The following is a 19152-nucleotide window of genomic DNA, read 5'->3' on the forward strand; positions in this document are numbered from 1 at the left end:
TTTGACTAGGGGATTCTGTCTTGCTATGGTTTTGCCACTCGATAACAAGGCACACGTTGCAGTCGCTATAGGAAGCAAAGTTCGCGCGCTTCGCCAACGGCTCAAGCGCACGCTGGATGAAGTGGCAACAACCGCCGGGATTTCCAAGCCTTTTCTGTCGCAAGTTGAACGGGGTCACGCAACACCATCGATTACATCGCTAGTCGGTATTGCTCGAGCTTTAGGCGTCACGGTGCAGTACTTCGTCGACACGCCGACTGAAGACAAGTCGGTGCGTCGAGGAAGTGATTTGAAGTACTTCGGCTTTGACGGTAGCGCCAATCTTTTTGGCCGGCTCACGAATCTGTCGGTCGGCAGCCAGCTGGAAGTCATTCTCGTCAAGATGCCGGTGGGGCAGAACCCATCGGAGGTCACGACGCACGCGGGAGAAGAGTTTCTGTACGTGATGAGCGGCCAGATCTCGCTCACGCTAGAAGGTACAACGTTCGTATTGCAGGCGGGTGACACGGCTCATTACGAGTCCACGGTACCGCACGCCTGGCATAACACGGCCCGCGAAGAAGCAGTGCTTGTTTGGGTGGGCACGCCAAGATTGTTCTAGTGCCGTACTCCCTGTTTTTTTCGTGAGAGCGGTCGTTTCACATTTGTAAGCATTACTTAATGTTCGGCCGGATGTTTGAGCTGCAAAGGCTGCGCGTTGTCCTTCGTATCTGATGCAGCACAGCAGATGAAATTAGTTTGAAGGTGTTTTGATATTAATTTGTAATAAATTAGTAGTCCGATTTTGATCGACATGAAGAGCTCCGTCTATCTGGCTGTGATTGATATGCCGGCATGCCGTTGGCCGGTTTGACGAGCAGAAAAGAACACGGGGCGGCTTTGACGGAGCGCGGCGCGAAAGCGCCGTTTTTCAAGTGGAGAGGTTCATAAGACCTCTCTTCACATACTGCTGTGGCCTTACTGACGAGCGAGAAGGGGAAAAATGAAACAAAGGGCATTGGCGCTGGCCATCAAAAGAATAATCTGGGCTGAACTGGCGTTGTCGGCCGCAATCGCCGTTCCGGCGTTTGCGCAAAGCCAGCCGGCCACGACCGGAGATGCAGCGGCCGCGACGACGACGGAAAGCAAACCCGCTGCTGCGGCTGCGGCTCCGGCAGCCGCATCGGGCGCCGCAGCGACTTCCGCGGAAGGCAGCGCTGCTGGCACCACGGGCAAGGGGAACGTCCAGCAACTGAAGAAGTTTGAAGTGACCGGCTCGCTGATTCGCAGCTCCGACAAGGTCGGCTTCAATCAGGTTCAGACGGTTTCCCAGAAAGAAATTCAGAACAGCGGTGCCACGACGGTTGCAGACTTCCTGCGCGACACCGCCGCCAACTCCGCCAATAGCTGGAGCGAAGGCCAGGCCGGCAACTTTGCCGCGGGCGCGGCGGGTATCGCCCTGCGCGGCCTCAGCGAAAAGTACACGCTGGTGCTGGTGGACGGACAGCGCGCGGCGCCGTTCGCGTTCTTCTCGAACAGCGTCGACTCGTTCTTCGACCTGAACACGCTGCCGCTGAACTCGATCGACCGGATCGAAATCGTGAAGACCGGTGCAGTGTCGCAGTACGGCTCGGACGCCGTCGCGGGCGTGGTCAACATCATCACGAAACACAACTACCAGGGGCTGACGCTCGACGGCAGCTACGGCAGCGCCATCAACGGCGGCGGCGGCGCGGGCGCGACCAAGTTCAGCGCACTGGGCGGCTTCGGCGACCTCAACTCCGATCGCTTCAACGTGACGGCGGCGGCCAGCTACTACAAGTCGAACGGCATCACGCTCGCGGACCGCGACTCGACGCGCAACCAGGACTTCACGAATCAGGCAGGCGGGTTCTCGCTGCTCGGGCCGTCGTACTGGAACCTGCCTGGCGGCGGGGTGCAGGCGCTAAACAACTGCCCGTTTGGCGGCTCGGTGCGTCCGGCAGCCACCAACTCGCTGACGGCGGGATCGGCCGGCACGGTCTGCGGCTTGAACACCGCCGAAGGCACGTCCATCGCGCCGATGATGGACCGTCTGAACGCGAAGATTCACGCTGACTTCAAGATCAACGATCAGACCACCGCGTTCGCGGACTTCCTCGTCAGCGACAACCACACCACCACGAACGATGGTCTGTGGGGCAACGTTGTCGGCAATCCGCAAGCCCCCGCGCTGGTGTATAACCCGCAGACGAAGCTGCTGAGCCCGTTCAACTTCACTGTGCCGGCGGGCAATCCGTACAACCCGTTCGGTGTGGCCACGCCGCTCACGTATGCCTTCCCGAATACGATCGCGGAGAAGACGGATTCCGTGTACTGGCGCGCGTCTACGGGCGTCAAGGGATCGTTTAACCTGCCGAACGGTGAATGGGATTGGGCGTCGTCGATCAGCCATTCGCAAAGCACGGTTTCGAACACCTACACGAACCAGATCAATTCCTCCGTCCTGAATGACATCTACCAGAACGGCACGCTGAATTTCGCGAATCCGGCCGCTACGCCGAACGCGTTCAACGGGCTGTACATGGACGCGAACAACCTGGGTATCTCGAAGCTCGATACGGTCGACGCAACGCTGTCGACACCGGAACTCTTCCATCTGCCGGCGGGTGACGTGGGTCTCGGCTTCGGTGCGCAGTTCACGCACCAGAGCGAAACGATGAATCCGGGTGGGGCGTTCGCAGACGGCCTCGTCATCAACCCGAATCTCCAGACGGTGGACGGCCAGCGCAACGTTGCGGCTGTGTACTACCAGGTCGACGTTCCAATCATCCACAACCTGACGTTCAGCCAGTCGGGCCGTTACGACCACTACAGCGATGTCGGTGGTGCGTTCTCGCCGCGCTTCGCGCTGCGTTATCAACCGGTTCAGGCGCTGACGATGTACACGTCGTACAGCCGCGGCTTCCGCGCACCGACGTTCGTCGAGAACAGCAAGTCGCAAACGATCGGTCTCCAGGTGGATCCGGCCACTGGCCAGAACTACACGTCGATCACGGAGGGCAACCCGAACCTGTCGCCGGAGCGCACGAAGAACTTCAACATCGGCTTCGAACTGTCGCCGACGCGTACGACCGATGTGGGCTTCGACTGGTACAAGATCCGCGTGGATAACGTGATCGGCCAGGGTACGCCTTCGCAGATCGTCACGGACGCCAACGGCAACCTCCTGTACAAGGTGATTCCGTATTCGAACCTGGGCTACCTCGACACGAACGGTTTTGAAGGCACGTTCCGCCAGGCACTGCCGACGAAGACCGCCGGTACGTTCACCCTGTCGGCCGACTGGGCGTATGTGGACAGCTTCAAGATCGGCTTCCCGGGTGCAGCTCCGGTGAATGGCGCGGGTAACAACTTCACCATCACTCAGCCGTTCGGCGGCAGCTTCCCGCGCTGGAGAGGCAACACCACGCTGGACTGGACGTATCACAAGTTCGACGCAGCGCTCACCTGGCAGTTCACGGGTCCGTACGCGCAGAACCTGTTGCCCCAGCCGAACAAAGTGGGTTCGTACAGCCAGTTCAACCTGATGATGACGTACACCGGCATCAAGAACTGGACGATCTATGGCGGCATCAACAACATCTTCAACCGTACGCCGCCGTACGATCCGATCTTCGCGAACGGTACGCTGAATCAGACGGGCTACGACGAGTCGCTGTATTCGTACATCGGCCGTTTCGCCCAGATCGGCGCAACCTACAAGTTCTAACGCCTGCCTGATTGGGCTGAAGAGTGCGCCGCTCCGGTTCCATGCAAGTTGGGAACCGGAGCGGTGTTTTTTTGGCGACGCATCATAGTGCGGTAGTGCAGGCCGGCTGCCGTGGCAATGAACCGATGCGCACCGTATGAGCTGATGAAAAGAATGATGAATTCCGGACCGCTGCGCGCGCACGACGCCGTCAGATGCTTATTCGTCGCGGTGCGCCGCGCCATGAGCATCGCATTGGCCGCCGCGCCTGGCGCACTGGCGGCGTTCGGTGCGATACCGGTGGCCGTGCAGGCCAGCCCGTCCATCGCGCAGTATGACCAACCGAAATACCCCGCCGATTTCACGCATTTCGATTACGCGAATCCCGACGCGCCGGCCAACGGCACGATGAGTTTCGAGAACTACAACGAACTGCAAACCTACGATTCACTGAATCCGTTTCTGGTGCGTGGCGCACCCGCGCCGGACATCCAGAATCTGATGTTCGATACGCTGATGCAGCGTAGCTGGGATGAACTGGCCTCCGAGTATCCGTTGATCGCGGACGACGTGGAGGTGGCCGCCGACCTGAATTCGGCGACATTCCATATCAATCCCGCCGCGCGCTTTTCCAATGGCGACCCGATCACCGCCGCGGACGTCAAATATTCGTTCGAAACGCTGACGAGTCCGCAGGCCTCGCCGCTTTTCAATGCGCAGTTCTCGGTGATCAAAAGTGCGACCGTGATCGACAAGAACACGATTCGCTTCGATTTCAAGCGGGCAGAGCGCGACGCGCCGCTGATTGCAGGCGATCTGCCGATTTTCTCGCCGAAGTGGGGCATGCAGCCCAATGGAAAGCGCTTGCCGTTCGACCAGATCGCCACCATGCCGCCGATCAGCAGCGGTGCCTATCTGATCGAAGAGCGCAAGAACGACAAGCAGATCGCGTATCGCCGCAATCCTGACTACTGGGCGGCGAACTTGCCGTCGCGGCGCGGCATGTTCCGCTTCGAGCGCATTACGTTCAAGCTGTATCGCGACCATTACACGCAACTCGAAGCGTTCAAGGCGGGTGACGCGGACACTATCGTCGAATACAGCGCGACGCAATGGGCGCGCAAATACGTCGGCAAGAACTTCGACAATGGTATGTTGAAGAAAGGCGACTTCGCCGATGGTCCCGCGCAGATGCAAGGCATGCTGATGAATCTGCGCAAGCCGATGTTCCAGGACCCGCGTGTGCGCCACGCGTTGACCATGGCGTTCGACTACGACTGGATGAACCGGATGATGTTCTACGGTCAATACCGGCGCACCAGCAGCTATTTCGAAGCGAGTCCGTTCGGCGCGACCGGCATGCCGAGCCCGAAGGAATTGGCGTTGCTCGAGCCGTTAAGAGGCAGCGTGCCGCCGGAAGTGTTCGGCCCGATGCTGAAGCAGCCCGACACGATCGCACCGAATTCGTTGCGCGGCAATCTGCGGGTAGCGCGCGATCTGCTGGCGCAAGCCGGCTGGCACTATCGCGACGGCGCATTGCGCGACGCCAACGGTACGCCGATGACAATCGAGATCATGGACGATCAGCCCGGCATGGACCGGCTGATTCTGCCGTACATGCAGGCGCTCGGCATGCTCGGCATCCAGGCGCACATGCGCGAGATCGACAGCGCGCTATACCAGAAGCGCCTCGACAATTTCGAATACGACATGACCACTTTCATCTACCCGCCGGTGACGATTCCCGGCGCGGAGTTGACGCGCCGCTTCGGCAGTGCGGCTGCGTCGGAAGTCGGATCTGAAAACTATCCGGGCATCCGCTCGAAAGCCGTCGACTCGCTGATTCATTCCGCCCTGTCCGCCAACACGCTCGACGATCTGGAAGCGGCAACCCGCGCGCTGGATCGCGTGCTGATCAACTCGTTCTACCTCGTGCCGGAGTACTACGCACCGGGCGCGCGGATCGGCTACAAATCGACGCTCGGCTATCCGTCCAAGGTGCCGATGTCCTATCAATACGAAGACTGGGTCATCGATTACTGGTACGACAAGGCGCCGCCTGCCCAGACCGCATCTTCCACCCCGGCTACGGCCCATTGAGGCTCAGCATGCTTGCCTACATTCTCAGACGTTTGCTATTGATGGTGCCGACTCTGCTCGGCGTCGTGACCCTGACCTTTGTCGTCACGCAGTTCGTGCCGGGTGGGCCGGTCGAACAGGTGATGACGCAACTCCGCCACGGCACTGGCCGTGGCGGAGAGGCGGGGGCGGGTGGCGGCGGTTATCACGGCAGCCAGGGCGTCGATCCGCAGCAGATCGAGCAGATCAAGAAGCAGTTCGGCTTCGACAAGCCGCCGCTCGAACGCTACGTGCTGATGCTCAAGCATTACGCGACTTTCGATCTCGGCCAGTCCTACTACCAGCACGAAAGCGTGTGGGCCGTCATCAAATCGAAGCTTCCGGTGTCGATCACGCTCGGCTTATGGACGGTGATGCTCACCTATCTGATATCGGTGCCGCTGGGCATCGCGAAAGCGGTGCGCAACGGTTCACGCTTCGATACCGTCACGAGTGTTCTGGTGCTTGCCGGCTATGCGATTCCTGGTTTCGTGCTCGGCGTGCTGCTCCTGATGCTCTTTGGCGGCGGCACGTTCTGGCAGGTGTTTCCCATGCGCGGCCTGACGTCGGATAACTTCAACGACCTCAGCGTGTTCGGCAAGGTACTCGACTATCTCTGGCACATCGTGCTGCCGGTCACGGCCTCGGTGGTGGGCAACTTTGCGATCGTGACGATTCTGACCAAGAACACCTTTCTCGAAGAGATCGGCCGCCAGTACGTGCTGACCGCGCGCGCCAAGGGCGCGCCGGAGCGAGACGTGCTGTGGAAGCACGTGCTGCGCAATGCCGCGATTCCCTTGCTGACCGGTTTGCCGGCGGCCTTCGTCGGGGCGTTCCTGAACGGCAATCTGCTGATCGAAACGCTGTTCTCGCTCGACGGCATGGGCCAACTGTCATACGACTCGGTGATTCGCCGCGATTATCCGGTCGTGCTGGGTTCGTTGTTTCTGTTCACGCTGATTGCCCTCGTAACCAAACTCATTGCTGACGTCTGCTATGTCCTCGTCGACCCCCGCATCCAATTCAACCGCCTGGACCACTGAGTCGTCCGGCGTGGCGCACGCGGCATCGCCGTCGCCGTGGCGGCGTACGTGGCTGCGCTTCAAGCAGCAGCGTCTGGGCTACTGGAGCCTCGTGATCTTCGTGTCGCTCTTCGCCATCAGCCTGCTTGGCGAAGTGCTGTCCAACGACCGGCCTCTGGTCGTCCGTTACAACGGGCAGTACTATTTCCCGATTGTGAAGGACTACTCCGAGACGCTGTTCGGCGGAGATTTTCCGGCACGAGCGAATTACCTCGACCCGTATATCCGTTCGCGGCTCGAGTCGAATGGCAACTTCGCGATCTATCCGCCGAATCATTTCCACTACGACACGATCGACTACTTCGCCGCCCATCCGTATCCGGCACCTCCCACTACGAGCAACTGGCTCGGCACGGACCAGTTTGGCCGCGATGTGCTCGCGCGGCTGCTGTATGGCTTCCGGTTGTCCGTGCTGATGGCGTTGGCGCTCACTGTCTCCGGTGTATTGGTCGGCGTGCTGACCGGCGCGGTGCAGGGCTTTTACGGCGGGCGCACCGATCTGATCGGCCAGCGCTTGTGTGAAATCTGGAGCTCGATGCCCGACCTGTATCTGCTGATCATCTTCGCATCGATCTTCGAGCCGACGCTGTGGCTGCTATTCATTCTTCTGTCGATGTTCGGCTGGCTCGCGTTGTCGGACTACGTGCGCGCCGAATTCCTGCGCAACCGTTCGCTCGATTACGTGAAGGCGGCACGCACCATGGGTCTGAGCAACTGGCAGATCATGTGGCACCACGTGTTGCCCAACAGCCTGACGCCGGTGATTACCTTCCTGCCATTCCGCATGAGCGCTGCGATTCTCTCGCTGACCAGCCTTGACTTTCTGGGTCTAGGTGTACCGCCGCCCACGCCGAGCCTCGGCGAACTGCTTCAGGAGGGCAAGAACAATCTCGACGCGTGGTGGATCTCGATCTCGGCATTCGCCGCGCTGGTGATCACGCTGTTGCTGTTGACGTTCATGGGCGACGCATTGCGCAATGCGCTCGATACGCGCTCGCGTGGTTCGGCTTTTGGCGGAGGTCCGCGATGATCTCGAAGCAGAAAACAGACGGCCGGCCCTTGCTGGAAATCGACCGTTTCTCGGTGCGTTTCGGCGAGAAGGTCGCCGTGCACGAACTCAGCCTCTCGATTGCGCGCGGCGAGCGCGTGGCGCTGGTCGGCGAATCCGGTTCAGGTAAGAGCGTGACGGCGTTATCCATTCTGCGCCTCGTCGAGCATGCGCAATTGAGCGGGCGGATGCTGCTCGACGGCGAAGACCTGTTGCAGAAAACCGAGCAGCAGATGCGCGGACTGCGCGGCGCCGACGTCGCGATGGTGTTTCAGGAGCCGATGACGGCGCTCAATCCGCTCTTCACGATCGGCAAGCAGATTGCAGAGAGCCTGCGCCTGCACGAGGGCTTGCGGCCGAACGAGGCGCGCACGCGTGGCATCGAACTGCTCCGGCGTACCGGCATTCCCGAGCCGGAGCGGCGCATCGACAGTTTTCCGCACCAGTTGTCCGGTGGCCAGCGCCAGCGCGCGATGATCGCGATGGCGCTCGCGTGCCGTCCGCGTCTGTTGCTTGCCGACGAACCCACCACTGCGCTCGACGTCACCGTGCGCCAGCAAATTGTCGACCTGCTAATCGAGTTGCAGGAACAGGAGGCCGCCGAGCGCGGCATGGCTGTGTTGCTGATTACGCACGACCTCAACCTGGTGAGGCGCTTCGCGCAACGCGTCGCGGTGATGGAGAAGGGCGTGCTGGTGGAAACCAACACCACCGAGGAACTCTTCACCCGCCCGCAGCATCCGTACACGCAACGCCTGCTGGATAGCGAACCGCGCCGGGCGGTCGAGCCCGTCGAGGCGGATGCGCCCACGCTGCTGGACGTGCAGGGCCTCGCGGTCGACTACCGCACCTCCGCGAAAGGCTGGCGGTCCATGTTTGGCCGCTCCACGTTTCGCGCGGTGCATGACGTCGATCTGAGTTTGCGGCGCGGCGAAACGCTCGGCATTGTCGGCGAATCCGGCTCGGGCAAGTCGACGCTCGCGGCGACCGTGCTCGGCTTGCAGAGGCCAGCGGCCGGTCAAATTCACATCGACGAACTGCCGCTTGCCACGCTGAAGACGGCGCGCACGCGCCGGGCGCTGTATTCGCGTATGCAGGTCGTGTTTCAGGACCCGTTCGGCTCGCTGTCGCCGCGCATGACCGTGGAGCAGATCATCGGCGAAGGGCTTGCGGTGCATCGGCCGGACGTGGATGCGAAGGCGCGGCGCGGCCGCATTGGCAGCCTGCTCGAGGAAGTCGGCATGCCCGCCGACGCGATGCTGCGCTATCCGCATGAGTTCTCCGGCGGCCAGCGCCAGCGCATTGCGATTGCGCGGGCGCTCGCGGTCGAGCCTGAACTGCTGGTGCTCGATGAGCCGACCAGCGCGCTCGACGTCTCGATTCAGAAACAGGTGCTGAATCTACTGACAAAACTGCAGAAAAAGTACAAGCTAAGCTATTTGTTCATTACGCACGACCTCGCGGTGATGCGAGCCATGGCGCATCGTGTGATCGTCATGAAGTCGGGGCGCATTGTCGAAGCCGGCGACACGCTCGACGTGTTGCACGCGCCTTCGCATCCGTACACCCGTTCGCTGCTGGCGGCCTCGCTCGACGCGTCGCAAGTGGATGCTGCGTAGACTCATATGGGAAGAGCATGATTGACGAACGTTGGGCGCAAGCCGCCCGCACGCTGACAAGCCGCGCATCGTTCTGGTCGCTGCGCATCGTCGACGAACAGATCGACGATCACGAAGTGCGCAACGACATCGCCCAGCCGTTGCGTACCGTGCGCGATCGCGGCGCCATGCTGATCGCTTGGGTGGGTGCGGGGGCCGGCTATGCGGCCACCGCGAATCTGTCGGCAGCGGGCTTGCAGGCGGCGCTCGATATCGCCACCGCGCGAGCGGAAGCCAGCGCCGCCTGGTCGCTGATCGATCATCGCGAAGTGGCGCGGCCCGTGGCGAGCGGGCACTATGAGTCGCCGAATGCGCAGCACGCGCTGCCGAGCCGCGCCGAATGGCTCGACCGCCTCAGCGTGGAGTGCGCCGGTGCGAATCTCGATGCGAAGATTGTCGAGCGCGTCGCGGCTGTGCAGATCACGCATACGGATCAGCTTTACATGACCGGCGACGGCGTGCGCATCGACCAGCAATTCCGCTTTGTCATGCCGCAGTTGAGCGTGGCGGCACATGCCAATGGCGACACCCAGGTCCGCACGCTCGGCGGCAATTACGGCACGCTCGGACAGGGCGGGATGGAAATCCTCGCGCGCTTCGGCTTCGACGGTTCGGGTGCGCGCGTCGCCAACGAAGCGCTGCAATTGCTCGCCGCGCCGAATTGTCCTTCGGGCAAGCGCGATCTGCTGCTCATGCCCGATCAGATGATGCTGCAGATTCACGAGTCGATTGGCCACCCGCTCGAACTCGACCGGATTCTCGGCGACGAGCGCAACTTCGCGGGCTGGAGTTTCGTGAAGCAGGACATGTTCGGCTCGTACCAGTACGGCTCGGAACTGCTGAACGTGACATTCGATCCGGAGCTGCGCGAAGAAGCCGCGGCCTATGCGTTCGACGACGACGGCACCGCGGCGCACAAGCAATATCTGATACGCAACGGCGTGCTCGAACGTCCGCTCGGCGGCGCGCTGTCGCAGCAACGCGCGCATATGTCCGGCGTCGCGAATTCGCGCGCGTCGAACTGGAATCGTCCGCCGATCGACCGCATGGCGAATCTGAATATCGAACCCGGCGAGCAGTCACTGGAGGAGATGATCGGCAACATCGAACATGGCATTCTGATGCGCACCAATACGTCGTGGTCGATCGACGACCATCGCAACAAGTTTCAGTTCGGCTGCGAATTCGGCCACCTGATCGAGAACGGCAAGCTCACGCAGGTGGTCAAGCAGCCGAACTATCGCGGCATTTCCGCGAACTTCTGGCGCAGCCTGAGCGCGGTGGGCAATGCCGCCACCCGCGAGGTGTACGGCACCTCCATGTGCGGCAAAGGTGAACCGGCGCAGATCATTCGTGTCGGGCATGCGTCGCCGGCTTGCGTGTTCAGCAATATCGACGTGTTCGGAGGCGCATGATGAGCCAGTTCATCTCGACGCGCGCCGCTACGTCGGTGGATTGGCAGCGGCACTTCACGTCGCTCGCCGAGGCTATCGAGCGTTTGCAGCAGGGGAGTGAAATCACGCTCAGTTCGTTTGCCGGCGAGCAGTCCGATTTCATCCGCTTCAATGCGGGCAAGGTGCGGCAGACCGGCAGCGTGGCGCAGGGCAAGTTGACCTTGCGTTTGATCGACGGCGCACGTCAGGCTTATTCCACACTTACCGTGTGCGGCGATCTGCAACAGGACCTCGACGAGGTGCGCGCCGCGCTCGCCACGTTGCGTGACGGATTGCGCGATGCAGCGGACGATCCGCATCTGCTGTTCGACACGTCGAAATGGGAGCGCACCACGCAGCGCTCCGGCAAGTTGCCGGACCCCGAGAGCCTCACGCGCGTCGTCGCGGAATGTGCGCGAGGCCTCGATTTCGTGGGCTTTTACGCCGGCGGCACGATTGTGCGCGGCTTTGCCTCGACGAGCGGCAGCCGCGGCTGGTACGAGGTGGACAACTTCAATTTCAGCTGGTCGCTGTACGACCCAAGCGGCCGCGCCATCAAAACGAGCTATGCCGGCGACGACTGGAGCGACACGGTATTCGCGCGCAAAGTCGAGCAGGCCGCTGCGCGGCTCGCGGTGCTCGCACGCACGCCGCGCGCGTTGGCGCCGGGGCGTTACCGTTCGTATCTGGCACCCGCCGCGCTCTCGGAACTGCTCGGCGTTGCGGCATGGAGCGGCTTTTCCGCGCGGGCCCAGGCGAGTTCGCGCAGCGAGTTGTACAAGCTGCATGTGGGAGAAATCGTAGTCGACCCGCGCGTGACGATCAGCGAAGATCTGACACTCGGCATCACCCCCGGCTTCAACGACGACGGCTATCTGCGCGAAAGCGTTCCACTGATCGAAGCCGGCCGCAGCGCCGAGCGCCTCACCAATGCGCGCAGCGCGCGCGAGTACGGCTTGACGCCGAATGGCGCGCTGGCAAGCGAGTCGCCGGCCGCGCTGTCCATGCTCGCGGGCGATCTGCCGGAAGAAGAGATACTGGCGAAACTCGGTACCGGCCTTTATATCGGCAACCTCTGGTACGTGAACTTCTCTGACCGGATGAATTGCCGCCTCACCGGCATGACGCGTTTCGCGACCTTCTGGGTCGAGAACGGCGAGATCGTCGCACCGCTCGAAGCCATGCGTTTCGACGACAGCCTGTACAGGTTGCTCGGCAGCGAACTGGAACAACTCGGCGCACAAGCCGAACTGCTATTGAGCGACTCGACATGGGGCGAGCGTGCCACGGGTGGCATGCAATTGCCCGGCATTCTGGTGAGGTCGTTCGAATTGACGTTATGAGCCTATGGATCGATACGAAAATACCAAGCCGGAATCTGAGAGCTTGCCCGAGGGACTGACACTGCGTACGTTGCACGTGTCGGACGCAGAGCAATACCACGCCTTGCATGAGTTGCCGATGGTGGTGAACGGCAATCCGCACGTGCCGTTTCGGCCGATTGCCAGCACACGCGAGTACATCGAGAAACTCGCGCCCCCGGAAATCGCGTTGGTGGCAACGATCGGCGATACGCTGGTCGGCGCCGCGGAGCTCACCCCTTTCAAGGGGCGCCGTGCGCATGCCGCATCGCTTGGCCTTGGCGTGCACGACGCATGGCACCGGCGCGGCATCGGCCGTGCGTTGATGGCCGAACTGATCGATCTGGCGGACAACTGGCTCGGTCTGCGCCGTCTCGAACTCCACGTCTTCACGGATAACCACGCGGCGCTCGCGCTATACCGCAAGTTCGGCTTCGAGATCGAAGCGCACCAGCGTGGCGCGGCGTTGCGCCGCGGCGTGCTGATCGACTGCTATTTCATGGCGCGGCTGCGTGAAGCTGCGCCGTGGATGTCGCCGCCTTCGGCAACCCATCTTGCAGCGGAATAGGACCATGAACGCAGAAACGTTGCCAGACGGCCTTGCGCTCGACAATCGTATTACGGTTCGAGCCCTCGAATCGTCCGACATGGACGCCTTCGCCGAAATCATGAGCCTGCCCGGCGTGCGGCGCGGCACGCTGTCGCTCGGCTACCGCAACCCCGTTCAGCTCAAGGCGTGGTGCGAACAGCGCCTCAAGCACGGCGTGAGCGTCTGCGCGACCATTGGCGGACGCATGGTCGGCCACGCCGGGCTGGGGATTCACGAGCGGAGCCGCGCGCACGGCGCGGATTTAGGCGTGGCGGTGCACGACGCGTATCACGGGCGAGGTGTCGGCTCTGCGCTTCTGCAAGCACTGATCGATTGCGCCGATGCGTCGCTCGGCTTGCGCCGAATCGAGCTCACGGTCTTTATCGACAATGAGCCGGCCATTGCGCTGTATCGCAAGTTCGGCTTTGTCGAAGAAGGACGCTCGCGCGGTTTTGCCATGCGCGACGGCGTGCTGGCGGACTGCTTGCATATGGCCCGCCTGGTCGATGCGCCGCGGCTCCAGACAAACTGAACGGATGATCTGAGTGCCATTTTTCTTCATCGACCGCCCGGTCTTTGCCTGGATCGTCGCGCTCGCCATTGTCGTGGCGGGCGCGCTGGCTATTCCGCAACTGCCGGTGGCGCAGTATCCGCGCCTCGCGCCACCGCGCATCGTGATTTCCACCACGTATCCAGGGGCGTCGACCGAAGTGGTGGATGCCAACGTCGGCAGCATTATCGAGGAGAGTCTCGATGGCGCCGACAATATGCTGTACTACGAAACAACCAGCGACAACCTCGGCGAACTTGAAATCGACGCGACGTTCGCGCCCGGCACCAATCCCGATCTCGCGCTGGTCGACATCCAGAACCGCCTCAAGCAGGTCGAGTCGCGTTTGCCGCAGCAGGTCGTGCAGCAGGGCATCACGGTCTTCAAGGCGGCCAACACGTTCCTGATGCTGGTCGCGCTCACCTCGACTGATGGCTCGCGCGATTCCGTGCAATTGAGCGACTATCTGAGCCGCTATGTGTTGCGAGAACTGAAGCGGGCGCCGGGCGTCGGCGCGGCCGAACTGTGGGACGCCGACGAGGCGCTGCGCATCTGGCTCGACCCGATGAAGTTGCGCGAATACAACCTCGGCGCGGCCGACGTGAACGCCGCCATCGCCGCGCAGAACGCCACCGTCACGGCGGGCACGCTGGGCGATGCGCCGTTCGTGCCGGGGCAGCAATTGACCGCGTCGGTGAGCGTGAAGGGCCAGCTCATCTCGCCGGAGGAGTTCGGCCAGATCGTGCTGAAAGCGCTGCCGGACGGTTCGGCCGTGCGCTTGCGCGACGTCGCGCGGGTCGAACTTGGGCGCGACAATTACTCATTTTATTCGCGCCTGAACGGCAAGGCGGCGGCCACGGTCGGCATTCAGCTCGGGCCGCGCGGCAATGCGCTCGAAACGTCGAATGCGATTCGCGCGCGGTTGGCCGAGTTGTCGAAAGGACTGCCGCCGGGCGTGTCCGTTGAAATCCCCTTCGATAACGCGCATTTCGTGCAGATCGCCATTCGTGAAGTGCTGGTCACGCTCGCGGAGGCGGTCGTGCTGGTGTTCTTCGTGATGTGGCTGTTCCTGCGCGACCTGCGCTACACGCTGGTGCCGACTGTCGTGATTCCCGTCACGCTGATGGGCGCGTTTCTCGCCATGTATGTATGCGGGCTGTCGATCAACGTGTTCACGATGTTCGGACTCGTGCTCGCCATCGGGATTCTCGTCGACGATGCGATCGTGGTGGTGGAGAGCGTGCATCGCGTGATGGAAGAGGAGGGCCTGCCGCCGCGCGAGGCCACTCGCAAGGCGATGACGCAGATCGGCGGCGCGATTGTCGGCGTGACCGCGGTGCTCACCGCCGTGTTCGTGCCCATGGCCTTCTTTCCCGGCGGCGTGGGCGGCATCTACCGGCAATTCGCGGTGGCGATGATTGCGTCGATGCTGGTGTCGTCGTTCATGGCCTTGTCGTTGACGCCTGCGTTGTGCGCGAATCTGCTGAAAGCGCACACGCATTCGGTACGTGAACGCGATGCGCGCCGGGGCGTGTTGGGTTTCGCGGCGCGCGCGGCAAGCCGTTTCACCTCCGGCTTCGATCACGCCGCGCGTGGCTATCGCGGCATGACCGCGCGCACGCTGCGCCGCATCGGCCCAATGCTGGCGGTCTACGCCGTGCTGGTGGGCGTGTGCGGTGTGCTCTACTGGCAGATGCCCGGCGGGTTTCTGCCGAGCGAAGATGAAGGCCAATTGCAGGTCATGATGCAGTTGCCGGCGGGCGCCACGCAGGCGCGTTCCCAGGCCGTGGTGCAACGCGTGGAAAAGATTCTGCACATGGAGCCTGCCATCGCCAATGTGACGAGTGTGGTCGGCTGGAGTTTCGCCGGCAGCGGTCAGAACGTGGCCATGTGTTTCGTCGAACTGAAAGACTGGGGCAAGCGCGACACTGACGCGCAGGCCCTGCGCGACCGGCTCAACGAGCAGTTCGAGAAGATCATCGAGGGCGACGTGGAGGCGCAACTGCCGCCGTCGGTGCCGGGTATCGGCCATTCGGACGGTTTCGTGTTCCGCCTGGAAGATCGCGGCGGCGTGGGGCTCGCTGCGCTGAAGGCCGCACGCGAGCAATTGTTCACGCAGGCCAAAGCGAGTCCGGTGCTGACCTCCGTGCACTCCGAAGACCTGCCAGACGCGCCGCGCGTCGAACTGACCATCGACCGCGCGAAAGCGTATGCGCTCGGCGTGCCGTTCGAACGTATCGCCGACGTGCTCGGCAGCACCTTCGGATCGACCTATATCGACGATTTCCCGACCGGTGGCCGCATGCGCCGCGTGGTGATCGCCGCCGACGCCGCCACGCGCATGACCGACGACGATCTGCTGAAGCTCGCCGTGCCCAATACCAGCGGCGGCATGGTGCCGCTTTCGGCGATCGCGGCGCGCAAGTGGACCATCGGTCCGGTGATGCTGACGCGCTACAACGGCTATCCGTCGCTCGACGTGAGCGGCCACGCGGCGCCGGGCTACAGTTCGGGCGCGGCTATGGCGGAAATGGAGCGACTTGCCGCTTCGTTGCCGGTCGGCGTCCAGTATGACTGGGTCGACGCCGCACGCGAGGAAACCGCGGCGGCGAAGCTCACGCCGCTCCTGATCGGCCTCTCGCTGCTGGCCGTGTTCATGGCGCTGGCCGCGCTGTACGAGAGCTGGACCATCCCGCTCGCGGTGCTGATGGTCGTGCCGCTCGGTGTGATCGGTGCGGTCGCCGCGGTGCTCCTACGCGGCATGCCCAACGACGTGTACTTCAAGGTCGGCATGATCACGGTGATCGGTCTCGCGGCGAAGAACGCGATTCTGATCGTCGAGTTCGCGCGCGATCTGTACCGGCGCGGCCTGCCGTTGACGCGCGCGGTGACCGAAGCCGCGGGTGCGCGTTTCCGCCCGATCGTGATGACCTCGGCGGCGTTTCTGCTCGGCGTCGTGCCGCTCGTGGTGTCGAGCGGCGCCGGCGCGGAAAGCCGGCGCTCGATCGGCACTGGCGTCTTCGGCGGCGTGCTGGCGGCCACGCTGTTCGGGCTGGTGTTCGCGCCGGTCGCGTTCCACGCGGTCGCTTCGCTCACGCACGGCCGGCGGCGGCTGGCCGAACTGCGCCGCAAGCGCGACGCGCGGCGGGCCCGCCGTGCCGAGGTCGAAACCGCGTCGTTCGACGAATCGCCGATGGCATGACGGCGCAGCGCCGCCGTCACGCTCAACCGGCGGGCTGATTCGCCGCTTGAGCGGGGACGCCGCTCAAGCGGTTATTAAATCGTCTGATCTTTAAATCCGGTCGCACCAGACGACCGGTTAAGTCATACAAATAAAAACCTGATGTTTCAATATAGAAACATTTTTCAAATGTTCGAGAAATGCGATTCGAAATTGTTAATTTGAATTGGCTCGATAAATCGCAATGAAATTGCATTGGATGAACAGATAAATTCCCGGTTTGCGAATAAAAGGTCTATTGATCGGTCATTATCCGGGAGGTTCGAAGTTCAAGTTTGAAACACTTTCGACACCAGTTCGGCTTACGATTCTCACAAACCGGGACTCATCCCGGCGCATTTGACTGACCCGCTGGAACGCTTCAGGATTGAGGCTGCACAACGGTTTGCGGATTGTATCCGAGAGTGCTTCCGGTATGAATTGCCGTTTCACCACACTTGTCGCGTGTTGCCATGTGAAACGCGCTATATCGGTTTTCTTCATACCTTGCATTTCTTGACGAAAACTTCTTTTTTCAAATTTACTATAGCGAAGCATTCCGTTAGCATCACACATAATACGTTAAGTGGCGGGTCGGAGAAATCTGCCGCGATAATCCAATCCGTTCATGTCGGCTGCTAACGGGAAACGGGGCTCACAACGTACGACATTAGGGAAAGATCATGCCGCACACGCACCTTGATACTGCGAGGATCACCTGGTTACATACGCCGACGCTGAATATGCTCAGTGCAAAGCGGCGCATCGGCGTGTTGCTGTTCGACGGATTCTGGCTGCTCGGCCCGGGCACGGTGGTCGAGATGTTCCAGACGGCCAACGAACTGTCGGGATCGCGAGCCGGTGACGAACAGCCTTACGAAGTGCAGTTCCTTTCGATAGACGGCGGCAGCATCGCCAGCTCCTCTTCAGCTCGTATCTGGACCGACCGCATCGACACGCGCTTTGGCGGCGGTTTCGACGTGCTGTACATTGCCGGCGGCTACGGCGCACATGCGGCCGCGCGCGACGAACGGCTGCTCGGCTGGCTGCGCTCGGTGCGCTCGCGCACCCGGGCAGTCGAAGCGATCTGCGAAGGCCGGCTTGTGTTGGAGGCCGCTTGCCCGACCACACTCGATAGTCTGCAGGTCAGCCGTTATCCCAGCAGTGTCGCGAACGAAGTCGCGCTGAGTGCGGCCGACGAGCGCAACGATTGCGCACGCAGCGCGCTGATGGTCATCAAGCGCGATCTCGGTGCCGAGATCGCCCGTAGCGTCGCCGACCGCGTGATGCCAGGCATGGCCGCCACATGGGTCCCGCTGCCGGCGGAAGGCGGCACGCTCAGCGTGGCCGAGAAGATCCGCGCCGCGGCTCACTGGATGGAAGTCAACAGCGACCGGTCGATTTCGGTAGCCGACGCCGCGCAGGTGGCGGCCATGAGCGAGCGCAATTTCCTGCGGCGCTTCAAGCATGAAATGCGGGTCACGCCGTCGGATTACCTGCTGCAGGTCCGGCTGCGTGTGGCCTGCAACTTCCTCACCGAAACCGAGTTGCCGGTGGACAAGATCGCACGCCGCAGCGGCACGGGTAACGGCGATCGTCTCGCGAAGATCTTCCGCAAGCACATGGCGCAGTCGCCCACGGAATATCGCGCGCGCAGCCGGCAGGCCGCGCAGACGTAGCATCCGCGCGGGCGCCCGTGGCGACGGCGGCGCGCTTTTTTTGACAGCTGGAAGCGGCCGCCGCGGCGGCCGTGTTGGCGTCTGGCAGGCTTCATACGAGCATGACGGCAATGGGCAACAAGGTGATCGCGACGGCGCTGCCGGAGGTGAAGCTCATCGAGCCCGAGGTCTTCTGCGACGAATTTGGCTTCTGCTTCGAAAGCTTTAGCGCGGACGAGTTTGTCGACGACATCGCGCAAAGTTATCAGTTCGTGCAAGACCGCCATTCGCGTTCCGTGCGCGGCGTGCTGCGCGAGCTGCACTATCAGGTGCAGCGTCCCCAGGGCCGGCTCATGCGGGTCGTGGTGGGCGAGGTGTTCAGCGTTGCCGTGGACGTGCGGCTCAACTCGCCGAATTTCGGCAAGTGGTGCGGCGCATATCTGAGCGCGGCCAATCATCAGCAGATCTGGGTGCCGCCGGGCTTCGCGCACGGCTTCGTGGTGCTGTCCAACTTTGCCGAGTGCCTGTGGAAGACCACGGAGTACTGGTTTCCCGAACTCGAGCGCTGCATCTTGTGGTGCGATCCCGACATCGGCATTGAGTGGCCGATCGATTTCGAGCCTTCTCTGGGCGCGAAGGACGCCGCGGGGCGGCGTCTCTATGAAGCGGAAAACCTCGCCTGAGCGTAATGACTCGCGGCGCCGCCGCGTTGCGCCTAGCGGCGCG

Annotated in this window: 13 protein-coding genes; all 13 read left to right on the forward strand. The window is 62.3% G+C overall.

All coding sequences use genetic code 11. The features are described from left to right. Positions 1-25 precede the first annotated feature (25 nt). Complete coding sequence (locus A6V37_RS19825) at positions 26-601, forward strand: helix-turn-helix domain-containing protein (RefSeq protein ID WP_064266396.1); 576 nt, start codon at positions 26-28, stop codon at positions 599-601. 381 nt (positions 602-982) lie between these two features. Continuing rightward, on the forward strand, positions 983-3730 hold the full coding sequence (locus A6V37_RS19830) for a TonB-dependent receptor domain-containing protein (RefSeq protein ID WP_064286250.1): 2748 nt from the start codon (positions 983-985) through the stop codon (positions 3728-3730). A gap of 222 nt (positions 3731-3952) precedes the next feature. Beyond that, positions 3953-5809 (forward strand): extracellular solute-binding protein, encoded by a 1857-nt coding sequence (locus A6V37_RS19835; protein ID WP_242665757.1) that lies wholly within the window; start codon positions 3953-3955, stop codon positions 5807-5809. 8 nt (positions 5810-5817) lie between these two features. After that, complete coding sequence (locus A6V37_RS19840; protein ID WP_064286251.1) at positions 5818-6870, forward strand: microcin C ABC transporter permease YejB; 1053 nt, start codon at positions 5818-5820, stop codon at positions 6868-6870. Next, complete coding sequence (locus A6V37_RS19845; RefSeq protein WP_064266399.1) at positions 6824-7939, forward strand: ABC transporter permease; 1116 nt, start codon at positions 6824-6826, stop codon at positions 7937-7939. Before A6V37_RS19840 ends, A6V37_RS19845 begins: the two co-directional genes overlap by 47 nt. Next, complete coding sequence (locus A6V37_RS19850; RefSeq protein ID WP_064266400.1) at positions 7936-9576, forward strand: ABC transporter ATP-binding protein; 1641 nt, start codon at positions 7936-7938, stop codon at positions 9574-9576. The genes A6V37_RS19845 and A6V37_RS19850 overlap by 4 nt, the downstream gene beginning before the upstream one ends. 17 nt (positions 9577-9593) lie before the next feature. Then, entirely contained in the window at positions 9594-11030 is a 1437-nt protein-coding gene (locus A6V37_RS19855) for a TldD/PmbA family protein (RefSeq protein ID WP_064266402.1), read from the forward strand. Continuing rightward, a complete protein-coding gene (locus tag A6V37_RS19860; protein WP_064266404.1) occupies positions 11030-12391 on the forward strand; it encodes a TldD/PmbA family protein in 1362 nt (453 codons plus the stop codon). The genes A6V37_RS19855 and A6V37_RS19860 overlap by 1 nt, the downstream gene beginning before the upstream one ends. Positions 12392-12395: 4 nt before the next feature. Beyond that, complete coding sequence (locus tag A6V37_RS19865) at positions 12396-12977, forward strand: GNAT family N-acetyltransferase (RefSeq protein ID WP_064266406.1); 582 nt, start codon at positions 12396-12398, stop codon at positions 12975-12977. 4 nt (positions 12978-12981) lie between these two features. Next, positions 12982-13530: a GNAT family N-acetyltransferase gene (locus A6V37_RS19870; protein ID WP_064266407.1), complete on the forward strand. Its 549-nt coding sequence runs from the start codon at positions 12982-12984 to the stop codon at positions 13528-13530. Positions 13531-13543: 13 nt separating this feature from the next. Then, complete coding sequence (locus A6V37_RS19875; RefSeq protein WP_064286252.1) at positions 13544-16750, forward strand: multidrug efflux RND transporter permease subunit; 3207 nt, start codon at positions 13544-13546, stop codon at positions 16748-16750. Positions 16751-17451: 701 nt separating this feature from the next. Next, positions 17452-18447 carry a GlxA family transcriptional regulator gene (locus A6V37_RS19880; protein WP_064266411.1) on the forward strand — a complete coding sequence of 332 codons (996 nt, stop codon included), beginning with the start codon at positions 17452-17454 and terminating at the stop codon, positions 18445-18447. A 110-nt stretch (positions 18448-18557) separates the two neighbouring features. Then, entirely contained in the window at positions 18558-19109 is a 552-nt protein-coding gene (gene rfbC, locus A6V37_RS19885; protein ID WP_064286253.1) for a dTDP-4-dehydrorhamnose 3,5-epimerase, read from the forward strand. Positions 19110-19152 lie beyond the last annotated feature (43 nt).

The sequence above is a fragment of the Paraburkholderia ginsengiterrae genome, from assembly GCF_001645125.1.
Lineage (GTDB): Bacteria > Pseudomonadota > Gammaproteobacteria > Burkholderiales > Burkholderiaceae > Paraburkholderia > Paraburkholderia ginsengiterrae.

What these genes read in the sequence shown, in the direction of transcription:
- A6V37_RS19880 (WP_064266411.1), top strand. Translation starts at nt 17,452, where the DNA reads ATGCCGCACACGCACCTTGATACTGCGAGGATCACCTGGTTACATACG.
- A6V37_RS19855 (WP_064266402.1), top strand. Translation starts at nt 9,594, where the DNA reads ATGATTGACGAACGTTGGGCGCAAGCCGCCCGCACGCTGACAAGCCGC.
- A6V37_RS19850 (WP_064266400.1), top strand. Translation starts at nt 7,936, where the DNA reads ATGATCTCGAAGCAGAAAACAGACGGCCGGCCCTTGCTGGAAATCGAC.
- A6V37_RS19845 (WP_064266399.1), top strand. Translation starts at nt 6,824, where the DNA reads ATGTCCTCGTCGACCCCCGCATCCAATTCAACCGCCTGGACCACTGAG.
- rfbC (WP_064286253.1), top strand. Translation starts at nt 18,558, where the DNA reads ATGGGCAACAAGGTGATCGCGACGGCGCTGCCGGAGGTGAAGCTCATC.
- A6V37_RS19835 (WP_242665757.1), top strand. Translation starts at nt 3,953, where the DNA reads ATGAGCATCGCATTGGCCGCCGCGCCTGGCGCACTGGCGGCGTTCGGT.
- A6V37_RS19840 (WP_064286251.1), top strand. Translation starts at nt 5,818, where the DNA reads ATGCTTGCCTACATTCTCAGACGTTTGCTATTGATGGTGCCGACTCTG.
- A6V37_RS19825 (WP_064266396.1), top strand. Translation starts at nt 26, where the DNA reads ATGGTTTTGCCACTCGATAACAAGGCACACGTTGCAGTCGCTATAGGA.
- A6V37_RS19870 (WP_064266407.1), top strand. Translation starts at nt 12,982, where the DNA reads ATGAACGCAGAAACGTTGCCAGACGGCCTTGCGCTCGACAATCGTATT.
- A6V37_RS19830 (WP_064286250.1), top strand. Translation starts at nt 983, where the DNA reads ATGAAACAAAGGGCATTGGCGCTGGCCATCAAAAGAATAATCTGGGCT.
- A6V37_RS19865 (WP_064266406.1), top strand. Translation starts at nt 12,396, where the DNA reads ATGGATCGATACGAAAATACCAAGCCGGAATCTGAGAGCTTGCCCGAG.
- A6V37_RS19860 (WP_064266404.1), top strand. Translation starts at nt 11,030, where the DNA reads ATGAGCCAGTTCATCTCGACGCGCGCCGCTACGTCGGTGGATTGGCAG.